General features: G+C 51.1%; 15 protein-coding genes. 12 read left to right on the top strand and 3 right to left on the bottom strand.

The genetic code is table 11. From position 1 onward, the window contains the following. Nucleotides 1-117 precede the first annotated feature (117 nt). The 5 genes from reiD (at nucleotide 118) to iolI1 (ending at nucleotide 5,426) form a co-directional block, all read left to right on the top strand. Nucleotides 118-942, top strand: a complete 825-nt coding sequence (gene reiD / locus ACLJQD_RS04385) for a myo-inositol utilization transcriptional regulator ReiD (protein ID WP_000332219.1) — start codon at nucleotides 118-120, stop codon at nucleotides 940-942. Between the two features lie 259 nt (nucleotides 943-1,201). Continuing rightward, the gene (gene iolE, locus ACLJQD_RS04380) at nucleotides 1,202-2,122 is read left to right on the top strand and encodes a myo-inosose-2 dehydratase (RefSeq protein ID WP_012601329.1); all 921 of its coding nucleotides are present in this window, start codon (nucleotides 1,202-1,204) and stop codon (nucleotides 2,120-2,122) included. A gap of 18 nt (nucleotides 2,123-2,140) precedes the next feature. Next, nucleotides 2,141-3,151 carry an inositol 2-dehydrogenase IolG1 gene (iolG1, locus tag ACLJQD_RS04375; protein ID WP_000172704.1) on the top strand — a complete coding sequence of 337 codons (1,011 nt, stop codon included), beginning with the start codon at nucleotides 2,141-2,143 and terminating at the stop codon, nucleotides 3,149-3,151. 97 nt (nucleotides 3,152-3,248) lie between these two features. Continuing rightward, nucleotides 3,249-4,592, top strand: coding sequence for a lysosomal glucosyl ceramidase-like type III secretion effector SrfJ (gene srfJ / locus ACLJQD_RS04370; protein WP_017441197.1), 1,344 nt, complete (start codon nucleotides 3,249-3,251; stop codon nucleotides 4,590-4,592). Then, nucleotides 4,593-5,426, top strand: coding sequence for a 2-keto-myo-inositol isomerase IolI1 (gene iolI1, locus ACLJQD_RS04365; RefSeq protein WP_017441196.1), 834 nt, complete (start codon nucleotides 4,593-4,595; stop codon nucleotides 5,424-5,426). Here iolI1 and ACLJQD_RS04360 read toward each other — a convergent pair. Beyond that, nucleotides 5,423-6,589: an MFS transporter gene (locus ACLJQD_RS04360; protein WP_001111174.1), complete on the bottom strand. Its 1,167-nt coding sequence runs from the start codon at nucleotides 6,587-6,589 to the stop codon at nucleotides 5,423-5,425. The genes iolI1 and ACLJQD_RS04360 overlap by 4 nt on opposite strands. A gap of 60 nt (nucleotides 6,590-6,649) precedes the next feature. Continuing rightward, nucleotides 6,650-8,587, bottom strand: coding sequence for a bifunctional 5-dehydro-2-deoxygluconokinase/5-dehydro-2-deoxyphosphogluconate aldolase (locus tag ACLJQD_RS04355; RefSeq protein WP_077907226.1), 1,938 nt, complete (start codon nucleotides 8,585-8,587; stop codon nucleotides 6,650-6,652). Between the two features lie 417 nt (nucleotides 8,588-9,004). On the opposite strand from ACLJQD_RS04355, the gene iolD reads away from it, so the two are divergent. The 5 genes from iolD to iolH all read left to right on the top strand — a co-directional run bounded on the left by iolD (nucleotide 9,005) and on the right by iolH (nucleotide 15,360). Beyond that, nucleotides 9,005-10,945 (top strand): 3D-(3,5/4)-trihydroxycyclohexane-1,2-dione acylhydrolase (decyclizing), encoded by a 1,941-nt coding sequence (gene iolD, locus ACLJQD_RS04350; RefSeq protein ID WP_000849472.1) that lies wholly within the window; start codon nucleotides 9,005-9,007, stop codon nucleotides 10,943-10,945. Between the two features lie 180 nt (nucleotides 10,946-11,125). Then, a complete protein-coding gene (iolG2, locus tag ACLJQD_RS04345) occupies nucleotides 11,126-12,148 on the top strand; it encodes a D-chiro-inositol-2-dehydrogenase IolG2 (protein WP_000736098.1) in 1,023 nt (340 codons plus the stop codon). A gap of 72 nt (nucleotides 12,149-12,220) precedes the next feature. Then, a complete protein-coding gene (locus tag ACLJQD_RS04340; RefSeq protein WP_000661780.1) occupies nucleotides 12,221-13,447 on the top strand; it encodes an MFS transporter in 1,227 nt (408 codons plus the stop codon). Nucleotides 13,448-13,607: 160 nt separating this feature from the next. Next, nucleotides 13,608-14,423 (top strand): 2-keto-myo-inositol isomerase IolI2, encoded by an 816-nt coding sequence (gene iolI2, locus ACLJQD_RS04335; protein WP_001019382.1) that lies wholly within the window; start codon nucleotides 13,608-13,610, stop codon nucleotides 14,421-14,423. A gap of 52 nt (nucleotides 14,424-14,475) precedes the next feature. After that, nucleotides 14,476-15,360, top strand: a complete 885-nt coding sequence (gene iolH / locus ACLJQD_RS04330) for a sugar phosphate isomerase/epimerase IolH (protein ID WP_000683955.1) — start codon at nucleotides 14,476-14,478, stop codon at nucleotides 15,358-15,360. Between the two features lie 55 nt (nucleotides 15,361-15,415). Here iolH and yjgA read toward each other — a convergent pair whose 3' ends face one another. Then, entirely contained in the window at nucleotides 15,416-15,967 is a 552-nt protein-coding gene (yjgA, locus tag ACLJQD_RS04325; protein WP_017441193.1) for a ribosome biogenesis factor YjgA, read from the bottom strand. 95 nt (nucleotides 15,968-16,062) lie between these two features. On the opposite strand from yjgA, the gene pmbA reads away from it, so the two are divergent. Both pmbA and cybC read left to right on the top strand, forming a co-directional pair. Further along, on the top strand, nucleotides 16,063-17,415 hold the full coding sequence (pmbA, locus tag ACLJQD_RS04320; RefSeq protein ID WP_000852994.1) for a metalloprotease PmbA: 1,353 nt from the start codon (nucleotides 16,063-16,065) through the stop codon (nucleotides 17,413-17,415). A gap of 98 nt (nucleotides 17,416-17,513) precedes the next feature. Beyond that, nucleotides 17,514-17,900 (top strand): cytochrome b562, encoded by a 387-nt coding sequence (gene cybC / locus ACLJQD_RS04315; protein WP_001232231.1) that lies wholly within the window; start codon nucleotides 17,514-17,516, stop codon nucleotides 17,898-17,900. The last annotated feature ends 207 nt before the right edge of the window (nucleotides 17,901-18,107 follow it).

Below are 18,107 nucleotides of genomic sequence, written 5' to 3'. Positions count from 1 at the left end.
GTGGTATAAAAATTCAAATTTCAGGGGTGTTTCGGCACCACAGTTTCGGATATTGGAGGGTAAATCATGCGCTTGTGCTTCTGTCCTTCAGAACGAGAGAATAAGGCTCAGCCCCAGTTGGCGTATGTGAGTCAGGTCAGTGAGAGCAATGGTCCGTTTGTCCGGTTCATGCATATGCACCCACAGACCGTTGAACTGATTCTTATCACCGAAGGAGACGGGGAGTATTTCATTGGCGATCGCATCTACCCGGTTCGTAAAGGCGACCTGGTCATTTATAACAGCCAGGTGGTGCATGATGAGTATCTGGAAAGCGGGCGGCCAATTGGCACTATTTGTTGTGGGATTAACAATATTTCGTGTCCGGGTCTACGTGAGAATGCGCTAATACCGGATGATATTGTGCCGGTTATTCCACTGTATCACCATTATGCGACGGTGGAAAAACTGATGAGCTCCGTGTTTACCGTTATTAATCAGCATGCGGTAGAAGGGCCAGCAATGGCGCAGCTATTGACCCAGGTAGTACTCAAATACATTGAGGGAAATGTCTTATTGCGCACAGGTAACGATGCCATACAGCGCCATGAAAATTTACTTGATTCAATAAAATCCTATATTGATCGCAATTTCTATGAGCCAATTCGGCTGGATACGCTGGCGACGAAATTTAATGTCAGTCCTTATTATGTTTCCCATGAATTTAAACGCCGCTATGGTTATTCACCGATGGATTACCTGATAAAACGTAGGCTGGGGGAGGCGCAATCGTTACTAACCACGGATGAAGGCGGGCGCGAAAAGATCACCTCTATTGCTTATCGTGTTGGCTTTAGCAACCTTAGTCATTTTCAGAATTACTTCAAAAATAAAGTAGGGAAAACGCCCGGTCAATATCGCAAGGACTATCGTAAAGCTAATTATTTATTATTTGAATATTAATGCTTGCTAAAATTTAATCGTCATGAGAATGGTCGCAATACTGCGGCCATTTTTTATTTGTCGGTATATTTTATGCGTTTATCTATAGCGCGAAAAGTCTGGCAATATCATTAAAGAGTGATGATTTTTTTGTGATACCTGACGCATTTATCCCACTTCTTCAACCAGGATAGATAAAGTTTTTCAGGCTACAAAAAGTAATATGTTGTCCATCAAAGGTTAATTTGCATCGCGGTATGCAGTAAAAGCGTTTCATTAAGTGGGAGCCAGCAACATGTACAATGTAAAAAAGAGCATTAAGTTGGGGATTGCGCCTATCGGTTGGCGCAATGATGATATTCCTGAGATTGGTAAAGAAAATACATATAAACAAATACTTAGTGATGCCGCGCTTACCGGTTTTTCCGGGACAGAAGTTGGCGGTTGTTATCCGCAGGATCCTGCTGAGTTAAATAAAGAGTTAATGCTTCGCGGACTGGAAATACCAGGCCAGTGGTTTTCTTCCTTTATTATTCGCGATGGTATTGCATCTGCGATGAATGCTTTTGAACAGCATTGTGCTTATTTGCAGGCAATACATGCATATGTCGCCGTTGTTTCTGAACAAACTTATAGTATTCAAGGTATTATCGATAAGTGCGTTTATACAGAGAAGCCTAACTTCAGCGACAGCGAATGGCAGCTTTTATGCGAAGGACTTAATGCGCTTGGGAAGATTGCCAATGCGCACGGGCTGAAGCTCGCTTTCCATCATCATATGGGCACCGGTGTGCAGACTCTGCCAGAAGTGGATCGACTCATGGAGAATACCGATCCGCAATTTGTACATCTGCTGTTTGATACCGGGCATATATATGTTTCTGACGGCGATGTCATGCCGCTACTGAGTAAACATTTTGATCGTATTAAACACGTTCATTTTAAAGATGTGCGTAATGAAAAACTTAAAGCATGTCGCCTCGCGAAGAAATCCTTCCTCAATTCTTTCCTTGATGGTGTGTTTACCGTCCCCGGCGATGGAAATATTGATTTTAAATCCGTATTAGCTTATCTGGTCGGGCATCAATATTCTGGCTGGATTGTTGTTGAGGCCGAGCAGGATCCTAAGAAATATAACCCATTGGAATATGCGCAAAAAGGTAAAAAGCATATTGATGAGTTACTGAAAAATTATCTTTAATTGAAAAGGAAACAGAAAATGACTTTAAAAGCAGGTATTGTAGGTATCGGCATGATCGGCTCCGATCACTTAAGACGTCTGGCCAACACCGTGTCGGGTGTAGAGGTTGTTGCCGTATGTGATATCGTCGCGGGTAGGGCGCAGGCGGCGCTGGATAAGTATGCGATCGAAGCCAAAGATTATAATGACTATCACGATCTGATTAATGATAAAGACGTTGAAGTGGTCATCATTACCGCATCAAATGAGGCGCATGCCGATGTGGCCGTTGCCGCGCTAAATGCTAACAAATATGTTTTCTGCGAAAAACCGTTAGCGGTGACGGCTGCGGATTGTCAGCGTGTGATTGAAGCAGAGCAGAAAAATGGTAAGCGCATGGTGCAGATTGGTTTTATGCGCCGCTACGACAAAGGTTACGTTCAGCTGAAAAATATTATCGACAGCGGCGAAATCGGTCAGCCATTAATGGTTCATGGACGTCATTACAATGCCAGCACGGTGCCAGAATACAAAACGCCACAGGCTATCTATGAAACATTGATTCATGAAATTGACGTTATGCACTGGCTGCTTAACGAAGATTATAAAACCGTTAAGGTTTACTTCCCGCGTCAGTCCAGCCTGGTGACCACTCTGCGTGATCCGCAGCTGGTTGTAATGGAAACCACCTCCGGCATCAATATTGTGGTTGAAGTGTTTGTGAACTGCCAGTATGGCTACGACATTCACTGCGATGTTACCGGCGAGAAAGGAATGGCGGAGCTGCCAACCGTCGCCAGCGCCGCGGTACGGAAAGCGGCGAAGTATAGCACCGACATCCTGGTTGACTGGAAACAGCGCTTTATTGATGCCTACGACATTGAGTTCCAGGATTTCTTCGATCGCCTGAACGCAGGATTGCCGCCGGCAGGCCCAACGTCATGGGATGGTTATCTGGCTGCGGTTACCGCTGATGCCTGCGTGAAGTCTCAGGAAACAGGGAATACCGAGATTGTTGAATTACCCTCAAAACCTGATTTCTACAAATAAACCTTCCGCGTATTAAAACCTTCTGCCGGATAGCGATGCTTAAGCGTCCTATCCGGCATATCACAATTTATTATCTTCTTTTATCCGGAACTTCCCTATGAAAGGCAGACTCATCTCTTCCGATCCGTATCGTCAGCAATTCCTTGTTGAGCGTGCGGTCTCTTTTTCGCATCGTCAGCGTGATTGCAGTGAATTAATCAGCGTCTTACCGCGCCACACGTTACAGCAGATTGACGGATTCGGCGGCAGCTTTACCGAAGGTGCGGGTGTGGTATTCAACAGCATGAGCGAAAAGACGAAGGCGCAATTTCTTTCCCTTTATTTTTCTGCTCAGGAACATAATTACACTCTGGCGCGGATGCCAATTCAGAGCTGTGATTTTTCCCTGGGCAATTACGCGTATGTCGATTCCAGCGCTGACCTGCGACAGGGACGACTCTCCTTTTCCCGCGATGAAGCGCATTTAATACCGCTGATTTCCGGGGCGTTGCGGTTAAATCCACAAATGAAGCTGATGGCTTCGCCGTGGAGTCCGCCGGCGTTTATGAAAACTAATAACGATATGAACGGTGGCGGCAAGCTGCGGCGCGAATGCTACGCCGACTGGGCCGATATCATTATCAACTACCTGCTGGAATACCGCCGCCACGGCATTAATGTGCAGGCGCTTTCCGTGCAGAATGAGCCGGTGGCGGTAAAAACCTGGGACTCCTGTCTGTATAGCGTGGAAGAGGAGACAGCCTTTGCCGTGCAGTATCTGCGTCCGCGCCTCGCCCGGCAGGGTATGGATGAGATGGAGATCTATATCTGGGATCACGATAAAGATGGCCTGGTAGACTGGGCTGAAATCGCCTTTGCTGACGAAGCTAATTATAAGGGAATTAACGGGCTGGCATTCCACTGGTATACCGGCGACCATTTTTCGCAAATACAGTATCTGGCCCAGTGCCTGCCGGATAAAAAACTCCTGTTTTCCGAAGGCTGTGTGCCAATGGAGAGCGATGCCGGTAGCCAGATTCGCCACTGGCATACCTATCTCCATGACATGATTGGTAATTTCAAATCGGGTTGTAGCGGGTTTATCGACTGGAATCTGCTGTTGAACAGTGAGGGTGGGCCGAATCATCAGGGTAATCTGTGTGAAGCGCCCATTCAATACGATGCGCAAAACGACGTGCTGCGGCGTAACCACTCCTGGTATGGTATTGGCCACTTCTGCCGCTATGTGCGTCCGGGGGCGAGGGTCATGCTTTCTTCAAGTTACGATAATCTTCTGGAAGAGGTGGGATTTGTGAATCCCGACGGCGAGCGTGTGCTGGTGGTGTATAACCGCGATGTACAGGAAAGGCGTTGCCGGGTGCTGGATGGCGATAAAGAGATCGTGTTAACGCTGCCGCCGTCAGGCGCCAGTACGTTGCTATGGCGGCAGGAGTCGATCTGAATGATGAAGCTGGGATTTAATGAAGCGACCTGTATGCGAAACTCCACGCTGGCACAGGATGTTGTGTTGGCGGAACGTTTTGGCTATGACTACATCGAAATCCGTCTGGATATGTTGCAGGAGTGGTTACAGAAACATACGTTAAGCGAGCTGGCAGACATTTTTGCCGTCGGCCACCTTAAGCCCTGGGGCTACAATTCGCTGGAAGACATTACGTTTTGTGATAGCAAAAGCTGGGCGGAGAAACGGCGGCAGTTGGCTTTCGCCTGCCATGCTGGCTCAGTGGTGGGGGGTGATTGTCTGGTTGTGGTGCCCACCATTCGTCAGGGGGGAAATTTTCCGCCAGGGGAAACGGTGAAAGATTCAGTGAAGCGTCTGCGCGAGATGGCGGCAGTGGCGGAAGAAAGCCAGATGCGCCTGGCCTTTGAGCCGATCGGTTCCGCAGGATGCTGTGTGCGCAGTCTTGCCATGGCGATGGAGATCGTAGATGCGGTCGATCGCAGTAACGTCGGGCTGGTCGTCGATGCCTTTAATCTTTACCTGCACGATCAATGGCGGGATCTGACCACGCTTCGCCAGATCCCTGTGGAAAAGATCTTCGTTTACCATATTGATGACGCCGATAATCTGCCGCTGGCAACGCTGGAGCATTGCCATCGTCTGTTTCCTGGCAACGGCGTGATCCCACTGCATGAGATCACGCATGAGCTAGTGCAGAAGGGCTATGAGGGGATCTGTTCGCTGGAACTGTTTAACCCTGGCTACTGGCAGATGGCGGCCAGCGAAGTCTTTGCGATAGGGGCGGAAAAGACTCGCCCCTTCTTAACAGCTTAATGTTGCCGCAGCAGGAGATGGACAACCGCCGCGCCCAGCAGCGCGCAGGCCGCGGCCAGAAGAAAGACCTGCTGATAGCCGATAAACGGCGTCAGCAGGCCCGCTATTGGTCCGGTAAATCCGTAGGCCAGATCCTGAAACGCTGACCAGACGCCGAGGGCCGTACCACGAATCTCCGGTGGCACTCTGCGCACAACCTCTACGCCCAGCGATGGGAACATCAGCGAACAGCCGCAGCCGGTAATCGCCGCGCCAATCAGCGCAGCGCCTGCTGACGGAGCGGCCCACATTACCGCCAGTCCGGTCCCCTCTACCAGTAGTGAAAAGGTTGCGACCGTGGCGCCGCCGTAACGGTCGGGAAATTTGGCGCAGAAAAAGCGGACAGCGATAAACGCAATGCCAAATAGCGTCATCGCAAAACCGGTGTTATCCCAGTGACGCTCGTTGAACCAGAGGGCGGTAAACGCGCTTAGGGTGGCAAAACCAATGCCCTGGAGCACAAGCCCTGTTCCGGGCCGCCACACCAGGCCGACTACCCGTAGCACTGGCACGCGGGGACGGGCTGTTGGGATATTCCCCGGAATGCCATAGATGACTCCGCTGGCGATGATCGGCAACAGCACGACGAGGAGCGCCGGAAGCGCCAGGCCGGCCCTGGCGTAAAGCGACAGCCCCAGCGGCGCGCCGATAGCCAGCGCACCGTAGGTCGCCATGCCGTTCCAGGAAATAACCTGACCCGCGTGGGTCGAGCCCGCCAGCCACATCCCCCAGGTTAAATTACCGGTCAAAATGAAACTTTCACCGATGCCCAGCAGCACACGACCAACAATCAGTATGGCCCATGCGAGCAGCGGAACCGGGTGAGCGATTAGACTGACCAGCATCAGCAGACCTGATGCGGCGCAGTAGAACTGACCGGTGATAACCGTCCGACGTCCGCCTGACGTGTCGGCTTTTCGACCCGCGGCGCCCCGGGTAAGCAAGGTGGCGATAAACTGGCTGCCTACCGCGATACCGATCAACAGATCGCTCAGATGCAACTGCTGCTGAACGTACAGCGGCAGCATGACTAACGGGATGCCAATAGTCAGATAGTTGAGAAACATCGCGGCGCTGATGCGAAACAGCGTGATCGATGTGGAATGTTGTGTGAGAGCTGGCATGGAATCGTCCTTGAACACGCCCCTTGTCCGATGCAGACACGGGGCGTGATGAGGCAGGCATTAACGTGCCGGGCGGTATTCGCGCCAGTAGTCGATAAGCATGCGGTATTTTTGTTTCACCGTTGCGATGAGCTGTTCATCGTTAAGCTGGCCGCCTAACCACTGGCGAGACGGTTCGCCAAAGATGGTCCGGCCGACGGCGAAACCTTTCACCCAGGGCATATCCGCTGCTGCGGCGAATCCTGACTTCAACTCGCTTTCCGGTGCGTCCAGGCCAAGTATCAATATACCGCGACATTCAGGGTCATAATGCTCAATATGCTGGCTGATTTCTCGCCAACGATCAGGGCTCAACGGCGGCAGTTTCCACCAGTCCGGCAGGATCCCCAGTTGATAAAAACGTTCCACAATCTGGGGATAGTATTGCTCATTTTGGTCTGCCGCATCGCGCGGCAAGATGACTTCCAGCAGCAGATCGTGACCAGACTGGCAGCAGGCGCGGTAAACCTCGTCAATGAGCGCCTCTTGTTCAAGACGTACCGACTCTGCATCGAGTGGATGATAGAAGACCAGACATTTCACGACGTGCTCTTGCGGCCAGCTGACAAGCTGAGAGCCAATATCGCCATGTTCCAGCTTCAGCGGATACGAACCGGGCATCTCAACCGGTCGGCCAATCCACCATCCCTGGCCGGTCACGTCGTTAAGCGCCTGCTGACCAAAGGTGGTATCGGCAAGGATGCCGCTATTATTCTGTAAACCGGCCTCAAGCGCCGCCTGACGTGCCCCTTCCAGCAGTAGCATCTTCAGGGGGGGGATTGCGGATTCACTGGCGCCGACTTCATTTGCGATATCCACCAGTTGCTTGCGATGGTCAAAGGCGAATACGCACAGCTCCGGCCAGTGCTGTTTACGGGTTGTGACCCGATGAAGGTGATTCAGCCGCAGGTCTTTGTCTGGCCGGGTGATGGATTGTTCACGCACGAGGTAGTCGTCCAGCTCTTTTTTGGTTGGCATGGCGGGGGCACAACCGTGGCGCGATACCACTAACGCGCCGCAGGCGTTTGCATAACGGCAGGCTTGCTCCCAGCTTTCATCGTTCAGGTATCCCCGCAGCAGTCCTGACATAAAGGCATCGCCCGCGCCCAGAACGTTCAGAACGTCTACGCGAACGCCGCTATGTATCTTCACCTGCGACCAGTCATCGGCGATGTTGCCTTCAAAGACTGAGCAGCCCAGCGCGCCGCGTTTGCACACCAGTACGGCCTGGGTCAACTGACGGACGCGCCGCAGGGCGGTCAGCGTGTCGGTACTGCCGCCGGCGATATGGAATTCTTCTTCGGTCCCAACGATCAGATCGAAATGGCGCAATACCTGCTGGAGCTGTTCGGTAACCTGTGATGAGGCGATGAAACGTGTTTCACCGTCTCCTAGCGACGTCAGACCCCACAGTACGGGGCGGTAGTCGATATCCAGCGCCCGCCGCAGCCCGTGTTTTTGCGCATACTCCAGCGCTTTAAGAACGGCGGCGCGCGTATTGGGGTGAGAAAGATGGGTACCGGTGACGGCTAATGCGCGTGAAGAAGCGATGTAATCTTCGCGGATATCCTCGGGTGTTAGCGCCATGTCCGCGCAGTTATCGCGGTAGAAGATCAGAGGAAAGGTGTCCTGATCTTTAATGCCGAGGATCACCAACGCGGTCAGACGATCGCGATCCGACAGCAGGCACTGCGTATCCACACCAACGCGGTTTAATTCTTCACGAACGAAACGTCCCATATGCTCATCGCCGACGCGGGCCAGCATAGCGGAACGTAATCCCTGAATGGCCGTGCCGTAGGCAACATTGCCTGACGATCCCCCTAAATATTTAGCGAAAGTCGTCATATCCTCCAGCCGCGACCCGATTTGTTGACCATACAAATCAACGGCGACTCGTCCCAGACAGATAACGTCCAGCGGCTTTTGCTCACTACTGACTGCTTTATTCATTGACATATCCCCTAACAGAAGACGGTGTTATTTTTGCCCATACTAAGGTTTGGTGATTTCATTTTCAATAAAAATGGAAATAATGTTTTCATTTATTGTTTGAACAAGATCACAGAAATGGCATTTCCGGGCAACGCGTATGATCGTTTTTTGTTGTGTTTTTTTGTTTTAATTGATTGATTATTAATGTGTTATTTCTTTTAAAAGCACATGGAAGATAAATTTCATTTTCATGAAAAATACGCCTGAATGGCGAAATTTTTTAACCGTTTTTTGATCTCCTTCCCATAAATGAAATATAAATTCCATATAATTGTGAGAACGGAAATTTTGATCCTATGATAAGTCTCTGTGTTTTTGGGGCTGAAGCGATGCATAAGCAGGCAACGACAGCCGAACGGTTGATAAAAGCAGGTGGGGTACATGAAAACAATCAGGTTGACCATGGCGCAGGCTTTGGTGCGCTTTCTTGATAATCAGTACATCGACGTAGACGGCAGCGAAATCAAATTTGTAAAAGGGATTTTCGCCATTTTTGGCCACGGGAACGTCGTCGGATTGGGGCAAGCGCTGGAAGAGGACTGTGGCCAACTTAGCGTTCATCAAGGGCGTAACGAACAGGGAATGGCGCATATCGCGACGGGGTTTGCCCGCCAGATGCGTCGCCATCAGATTTATGCCTGCACCTCCTCAGTGGGGCCAGGGGCCGCCAATATGATCACCGCAGCGGCGACCGCGACGGCTAACCGTATTCCACTGCTTTTGCTGCCGGGCGATGTGTACGCATCTCGTCAACCCGACCCGGTTTTGCAACAGGTTGAACAAGAACACGATCTGACGCTGAGCACCAATGACGCTTTCCGTGCAGTTAGCCGCTACTGGGATCGCATTACGCGTCCGGAACAGCTAATGAGCGCCTGTATCAGCGCGATGCGGGTGTTAACCGATCCGGCGGATACGGGGGCCGTGACGCTTTGCCTGCCACAGGATGTGCAGGGTGAAGCCTGGGATTATCCGGATTATTTTTTCGCTCGCCGGGTCTATCGTCTTGAGCGTCACGCGCCGACGGAGCCGATGCTGAACGAGGCGGTTGCGCTGATTCGCCGCCACCAGCGGCCGCTGATCGTTTGCGGCGGGGGCGTGAAGTACTCGCAGGCTGAAGAGGCGCTGCTGAGATTTGCCGAACGCTGTCATCTGCCGATTGCTGAAACCCAGGCTGGCAAGGGAGCGCTCAGTTCTGCACATCCGCTGAACGTCGGCGGGATTGGCGAAACCGGTTCACTGGCGGCGAATCTGCTGGCGCAGGAAGCCGATCTGATTATCGGTGTGGGGACGCGCTATACCGATTTCACCACCTCCTCAAAGTGGATCTTCCAGAATCCCGACGTGCGCTACTTAAATATCAACGTTAGCCGCTTTGATGTCTTCAAGCTGGATGGCGTACAGATGCAGGGTGACGCTCGCGTCGCCCTGACGCAGCTTAGCGAACGGCTGGCCCAGGAGCATTATGCTTCGCAATGGGGTGAGACTATTCACCGCGTCCGCTCGCAATATATGGCGGAAGTTGAGCGCGTCTATGCTGTGGAATATAGCGGAGAGGACTTCAAACCTGAAATTGAGGATCATATGGATACTCAAAAGGTGTTTGAAGAGTTTAATGAGATTACGCGGTCGTGGCTGACCCAGACGCGCGTGTTGGGCGTGCTTAACCGGATGTTGCCGGAAAACGCGCTGGTGGTGGCGGCGGCGGGCAGCCTGCCGGGCGACCTCCAGCGTGTCTGGCAAAGCCGCGGCGAGAATGATTACCACGTCGAGTACGGCTACTCCTGTATGGGCTACGAAGTCAATGCCGCATTGGGGGCCAAACTGGCGCAGCCGGAGCGCGAGGTGTACAGCTTCGTGGGCGACGGTTCGTTCATGATGCTGCACTCTGAGTTGGTCACTTCCGTCCAGATGGGGAAAAAGATTACCGTCATTTTGCTCGATAACATGACCAACGGCTGTATCAATAATCTGCAAATGGAACACGGTATGGACAGTTACTTCACCGAGTTTCGTTTCCATCAGCAGGAGAGCGGTCGTCAGGAAGGCGGGTTTATCCCGGTCGATTTCGCTCGCATCGCTGAAGGATATGGCTGTAAAAGCTATCGCGTCACCACCATTGAACAACTACATGAAGCGTTGGAAGATGCTCGTAAACAGACCGTGAGCACGCTGATAGACATAAAAGTGCTTCCCAAAACGATGGTGCATAAGTACCTGAGCTGGTGGCGCGTTGGCGGGGCGCAGGTATCCCGTAGCGAACGTATCCAGGCGGTAGCGCGTATGCTTGAGGAACATATCGGACAGGCCCGGCAGTACTGATTAATTTGCCGTCGTTCAGGTTGCAGAGGTGTGGTTATTGTTCTGCAACCTGAACGATACAGCGTCAACGCATTGTTTGCTTTTCAGAACGGCAAAATAAAACGATCCGTTTTTCGCAGAATTACGGATGCTTTTCTTTTGCGGTTTTAAATTTACTATTCATGAGATTAAGAGGTACGAATGAAAAAGCTTCGATGTGGTGTTATTGGCCTTGGTCGGGTAGGTAAAATGCATGTTGAAAATATGTATTTACTGCCTCAATTAGATATTATCTGCGCCGCCGATTATTTTATTGAGGAGATGAGCGATTGGCTTTATTCGGTAAATATAACTTCAGGGTATAAAAATTATCAGGAACTTTTACAGCGTGATGATATAGAGGCAGTTTTTATTTTCACCTCAACGGATATGCACGAAGAGATCGTCACGGCGGCAGCGCAGGCGGGGAAGCACATTTTTTGTGAAAAACCGCTCAGCATGAATGAAGATGAGCAGGCCTCAATGGCGGTGCTGAGAAAAGTGAAAGAGAAGGGGGTGACGCTGCAGGTTGCCTTTAACCGCCGTTTTGATCCTCAGTTTCACGAGGTCTTTGAGCTGGTGCGCAGCGGCAAGATTGGTCGGCCCCAGATGATAAAAATCACCTCCCGCGATCCGGACCTGCTACCCCATGATCTGATCAAACGTATTGGCGGTCTGATTTTTGACTTCACCATGCATGACTTTGATATGGCTCGTTTTATGATGCAGGATGAAGTCAGCGAAGTCTATGTTAAGGGCAATACGCTGATTGATCCCAGCCTGAAAAATATTGATGATGTTGATACGCTTGCGGTGATGCTGACTTTCAGAAACGGCGGCTACGCGCTCATTGATAACAGCCGTCGGGCGGTATATGGCTATGACCAACGGGTGGAGGTTTTTGGCTCAGAAGGGATGGCGTATGCGGATAACGTTAGTGAATCGACGGTGAAAGTTTTCAACAGCCAGCACTGCATAATGAAAAATCCCCTTCCTGATTTCACGGTTCGTTATCGCGAAGCTTACCGAACGGAAATATTACACTTTATTGATTCAGTCCTGCATCATACGCCGGTTGTCTGTACCGGCGAAGACGCATTATTGGCCCAGCGTATCGCTATTGCCGCGCAGCAATCATTAAAAAGCGGGCTGCCGGTGAAAATAACAAGCGATATTTATCTTTAACTGCATCTGTTAATAATGAATAAACTCTCGCACTGAAAAGTGTGAGAGCTTTTCTATACCGAGGGTAATAAAATGAAAGAAATGCAGGCAACGCTGCCCCAGACATTTTATATAAAACCAGGTAAGTTTATCTGGAGCTACCTGGGAACATTTTTATTTATGTTGGGCGGCTGTATTGAGAACAGCTGGTTATCTGCCTGGTTAAATACGCAGGGATTTGATCAAGCGCATATCGGGCAGATTTTTGCCGGGTATGGGATTGTGGTCGCGATCACCTCCTGGCTATCCGGCGTCTGTGTGGACGTTTTTGGTCCTAAAAAGGTGATGGTTACCGGTTTTATCGTCTATCTTCTGGCTTCCGTCGCGTTTCTGAACTTTGCGCTACCCAGCCATGATTTTGGCGCCATTCTCGTGACCTATATGCTGCGTGGCGTGGGGTATCCGCTGGTCTGTTACTCCTTCCTGGTACGCCTGACCATCCAGTTGGATAATCACCAGCAAGGGATCGGCACCTCGCTATTTTGGGTGGTCTATAACCTTGGTTTTACCATCATTGGGCCGGTGGTGGCGGCGTCGTTAATTCCTGCGTTGGGGCATATCAACGTGATGTGGGCCGGGATGGGCGTTGCGCTGCTGGGGGTTCTCTTCATGCTGGTGCTGGAACGCAATGAATTCATTCTGAAACCGCGAACGACGCCGGTCTTCAAAGAGTTATCTGCGGGTATCTCCATTATGTATGAACGGCCACGGATCGGTCTGGCGGTGATTGTCAAAACTATTAACGGTCTTGGCACCTATGGTTTTGTTGTCGTATTACCTCTATTTCTGCTGGATAAGCACTTTACGCTTGAGGAATGGGCGAGTATTTGGGGGATTACCTTTATCTCTAACCAGGTCTTCAACATTATCTTTGGCTGGATGGGCGATAAAATTGGTTTTCGCCGAACCATCCAGATTTTTGGCAGCATCCTGACCGGTGTCGCTACGCTGATTGTTTACTGGGTGCCGATGATATGGGGGCATAACTATGTCGCCTTTATGCTGGCGATGTGTTTGTGGGGAGCCGGGCTGGCTGGCTTTGTGCCAATGACGCCGCTGGTGCCGATGATGGCGCCGGATAAGAAGGGGGCGGCGAACTCGGCCGTGAACTTTGGCTCCGGCCTGGGGAATTTCGTTGGGCCAGCGCTGGTCTCTGTTCTGGCAGGGTTCGGCACCGGCGTGGTGATGTATACTATGGCGGGGCTCTATTTATTCAGCGGCATTCTGGTGCAGTTTCTTAAAGTACCTGGCGAGAAATAGCTTCAAATATTCTTCAAAAATCCCTTATAGCCTGTGATGTTCATCACTAAATTAAACCGGTTTTTATCAAGATTGATAAAGCCGGTTTTTTCACCCTACGTTAAATTGTACTAACGGATTACGGTTATTTACCCACTCATATACGTTCAGGGAGAAAATAATGAATATCGAAAAAACACGGTTTTGTATTAACCGGAAAATTGCACCGGGTCTAAGCATAGAAGCATTCTTTCGACTGGTTAAACGTCTTGATTTTAATAAAGTGGAATTGCGTAATGATATGCCAAGCGGCAGCGTTACTGATGACTTGAATTATAATCAGGTGCGTAACCTGGCAGAAAAGTATGGACTTGAAATTGTCACAATTAATGCGGTCTATCCCTTCAACCAACTGACCGAGGAGGTCGTAAAAAAAACGGAAGGATTATTACGAGACGCACAGGGAGTCGGCGCGCGGGCATTAGTTCTTTGTCCGCTGAATGATGGAACGATTGTGCCGCCGGAGGTTACGGTTGAGGCAATAAAACGACTGAGCGATCTCTTTGCCCGGTATGATATTCAGGGGCTGGTTGAACCTTTGGGATTCCGCGTAAGTTCGCTGCGTTCTGCCGTCTGGGCTCAGCAACTGATCCGGGAAGCAGGTTCCCCCTTTAAGGTTTTGCTGGATACCTTCCATCATCATCTGTACGAAGAGGCCGAAAAGGAGTTTGCGTCGCGCATTGATATTTCTGCTATCGGGTTGGTGCATTTGTCCGGTGTGGAAGACACCCGACCAACGGAAGCATTGGCTGATGAGCAGCGTATTATGCTGAGTGAAAAGGATGTAATGCAGAATTACCAGCAGGTGCAGCGTCTGGAAAATATGGGATATCGCGGTATTTACGCTTTTGAACCTTTTTCTTCCCAGTTGGCTTCCTGGAGTGAGGCGGAAATAGAGGAACAAATTAATCGCAGCGTGTCATTGCTGTTGCAATGATACAGCTAATTTCCAGGTGACCGTTTTCAGTTTCCGCAGCGTGGTATTTACAATGAAAATTGCTTTTGATGTCGATGTTATTAAACATTTACCCATTACCCAAATGGTACGGCAGGTTTCCGAGTGGGGGTATAAATATATTGAGCAGTCGCCGCACCCGCGTATTAATCCGTTTTATAAACACCCTAAAGCTGGTCGCGATACCATGCAGGAGTATAAACGCGCCTTGCAGAACTACGGTGTGGAAATCTCGTCATTTATTGTGGTTTATCGTTGGTCCGGCCCCGATGAAGAGCGTCGGCGCGCCGCGGTAACCAACTGGAAGCGGATGATTGAGATTGCCGTTGATATGGGCGTACAGGTGATTAATACCGAGCTTTCCGGGACGCCGGATGAGCCGGAGATTTGTGAAGAGATGTGGTATCGCTCCATGGAGGAACTGCTGCCGATCGTGGAACGAGAGGGAATTCGAATCGAAATTCAGTCTCACCCCTGGGATTTCTGCGAACTGAACGATGAGACGGTCGACATGGTGCAGTCTTTGCGTAGTGATAACGTGACCTATCTGTACAGCGCACCGCATGGCTTCTTTTACGATAAAGGGCAGGGCGACGTCGCAAGGATGCTGAACTATGCCGGGGCCGATCTTTCGCATGTTCTGCTGGCCGATACGCACAACCACACGCTTCCCTGCCGCTATATCATGAACCCGCCTGGCGTGAATGCGACGATTCATCAGCACATCGGGCTGGGAGAAGGTGAGGTCGATTTTGACGCGCTATTCCAGGCGCTGCGTGAAATGGATTTTGCAAACCGCACGTTTAAGGTGGGGGGTGAGGCAATTATCACCACGTCGCTGTTTGGTTATCCTGAAAAAATGAGTGTTCAGGCGGTGGAAACGCGCGAGCGGATCGAGCGGGAGCTACTCGGACGTTAAAAACGGGTGGATTTGCCTGTACCGCGCCACAGGCTGGCGCGGTCATTTGCGGCAATTACCCTTCGTTTTCCGCCAGCTCGCGCAGATACTGGAAGATCTGACGCGCTGATTTCGGCGGTTTGTTGCCTTCTTTCTCTTTCTTCGCATTGCGGATCAATGAACGAAGCTGTTGACGATCGGCGTGCGGCCACAGGGCCAGTACTTCGGCTACCGCGTCATCGCCTTCGACGATCAGACGATCGCGCAGATGCTCAAGCTTGTGAAACAGCACCACCTGCTGATTATGGCGGTTCTTCAGCTTGTCCAGCGCCTGGCGAATAGGTTCAACGTCGCGTTGGCGCAGCATTTTTCCGATAAGCTGCAACTGGCGGCGGCGTCCTTCCATTTTGATACGCTGGGCCAGTTCAATGGCGTCGCGCAGATCGGCGTCCAGCGGGATCTTATCCAGCGCGTTTTTCCCCAGATCCACCAGTTCCGCGCCCAGGCGTTTTAATTCCTCGGCATCGCGTTTAATTTCACTTTTACTGACCCAGATAATTTCATCGTCTTCGTCTTCGATGTCATCACCGGGAACGTCGTCGAGCCAGTCTTCGGGCTGCTTTGTCATGTCAGGCTCCTTAAAAAAAGAGGCTAATGTTACCAGTTAAGATGCGCACTGAAAAACGGTTCTCTGTTAGACTTCAGAGAAACTCTCTCTACATTATGGCATTTGCAATGAAAGTAATCTCACAAGTTGAAGCGCAGCGTAAGATTCTGGAAGAAGCAGTTTCGACAGCGCTGGAGTTAGCCTCAGGCAAATCGGATGGGGCGGAAGTCGCCGTCAGCAAGACCACCGGCATTAGCGTCAGCACCCGTTATGGTGAAGTAGAGAATGTCGAATTTAATAGCGACGGCGCGCTGGGCATTACGGTGTATCACCAGAACCGCAAAGGCAGCGCCTCTTCGACGGATTTAAGCCCGCAGGCGATTGCCCGTACCGTGCAGGCCGCGCTGGATATCGCGCGTTACACGTCGCCGGACCCGTGCGCAGGCGTGGCGGACAAAGAACTGCTGGCGTTTGACGCGCCGGATCTGGACTTGTTCCACCCGGCAGAGGTTACGCCAGACGAAGCCATTGAACTGGCCGCGCGTGCGGAACAGGCTTCTCTAAAGGCGGATAAACGCATCACCAATACCGAAGGCGGGAGCTTTAACAGCCATTACGGCATTAAAGTGTTCGGCAACAGTCACGGCATGTTGCAGGGATATTGCTCCACGCGCCATTCGCTCTCAAGCTGCGTCATCGCTGAAGAGAACGGCGACATGGAGCGTGATTACGCTTACACCATCGGTCGGGCAATGGCGGATCTGCAAGCGCCGGAATGGGTCGGGGCCGAGTGCGCGCGCCGCACCTTATCCCGCCTGTCGCCGCGCAAGCTCTCCACCATGAAAGCGCCGGTCATTTTCGCCAATGAAGTGGCGACAGGGCTATTTGGTCATCTGGTCGGGGCGATTGCCGGCGGCGCGGTCTACCGTAAATCCACTTTTCTGCTCGACTCGCTGGGCAAACAAATTCTGCCGGAATGGTTAACCATCGAAGAACACCCGCATCTGCTAAAAGGGCTGGCGTCTTCACCGTTCGACAGCGAAGGCGTGCGTACGGAGCGCCGGGACATTGTGAAGGATGGCGTACTGACGCAATGGTTGCTGACCAACTATTCTGCCCGCAAACTGGGGCTGAAAAGTACCGGTCATGCCGGCGGCATTCATAACTGGCGTATCGCCGGGCAGGGGCTGAACTTTGAGCAGTTGCTAAAAGAGATGGGCACCGGCCTGGTGGTGACGGAACTGATGGGCCAGGGCGTCAGCGGTATTACCGGCGACTACTCCCGCGGCGCTGCGGGATTCTGGGTTGAAAATGGTGAAATCCAGTACCCGGTAAGTGAAATTACCATTGCCGGTAATTTAAAAGAGATGTGGCGTAATATTGTCACCGTAGGTGATGATATTGAAACGCGCAGTAATATACAGTGTGGTTCGGTATTGTTACCGGAGATGAAAATCGCCGGACAATAATACCCGTCATACTTCAGGCTGCAGGCGCGTTGGCTGCCTGCGACCCGAATTATTCAGGGTATTACACTTATCGTTAATAATAAAAAAGGAAGTGAGCAATGCGTAAAAGCCTGTTAGCTATTCTTGCTGTGTCATCGCTGGTATTCGGTTCGGCTGTTTTTGCTGCCGATCTTGAAGATAATATGGATATTCTCAATGATAACCTGAAAGTTGTTGAGAAAACGGATAGTGCCCCTGAACTGAAAGCGGCATTAACCAAAATGCGCGCGGCCGCGCTGGATGCTCAAAAAGCTACGCCGCCAAAGCTGGAAGATAAAGCGCCGGATAGCCCGGAAATGAAGGATTTTCGTCACGGTTTTGACATTCTGGTCGGCCAAATTGATGGCGCGCTGAAGCTGGCGAACGAAGGTAACGTTAAAGAAGCGAAAGCGGCGGCGGAAGCGCTAAAAACCACCCGCAATACGTATCATAAGAAGTATCGTTAATTTTTGTGGGATGGCGGCTTCGCTTTATCCGCAGGTCGCCATCCGGCAAAATGTAATACCCATCACACTTTCTCACTTTATACGACAACGTTATTGTTTCGCCATTTCCTCTTTATGCTGCGATAGATCTCACACTTTCCCGGCGATAATTCATTAATGCCGCCTTTTCTGTGGCGCAGATCACCTATCCCACTCGCGTTTCCACTT

This window comes from Salmonella sp. SAL04214 (assembly GCF_046550615.1).
Classification (GTDB): Bacteria; Pseudomonadota; Gammaproteobacteria; order Enterobacterales; family Enterobacteriaceae; genus Salmonella; species Salmonella enterica.
Note: the sequence above shows the minus strand (reverse complement) of the source record. Positions and strands in the feature narration are given on the sequence as shown.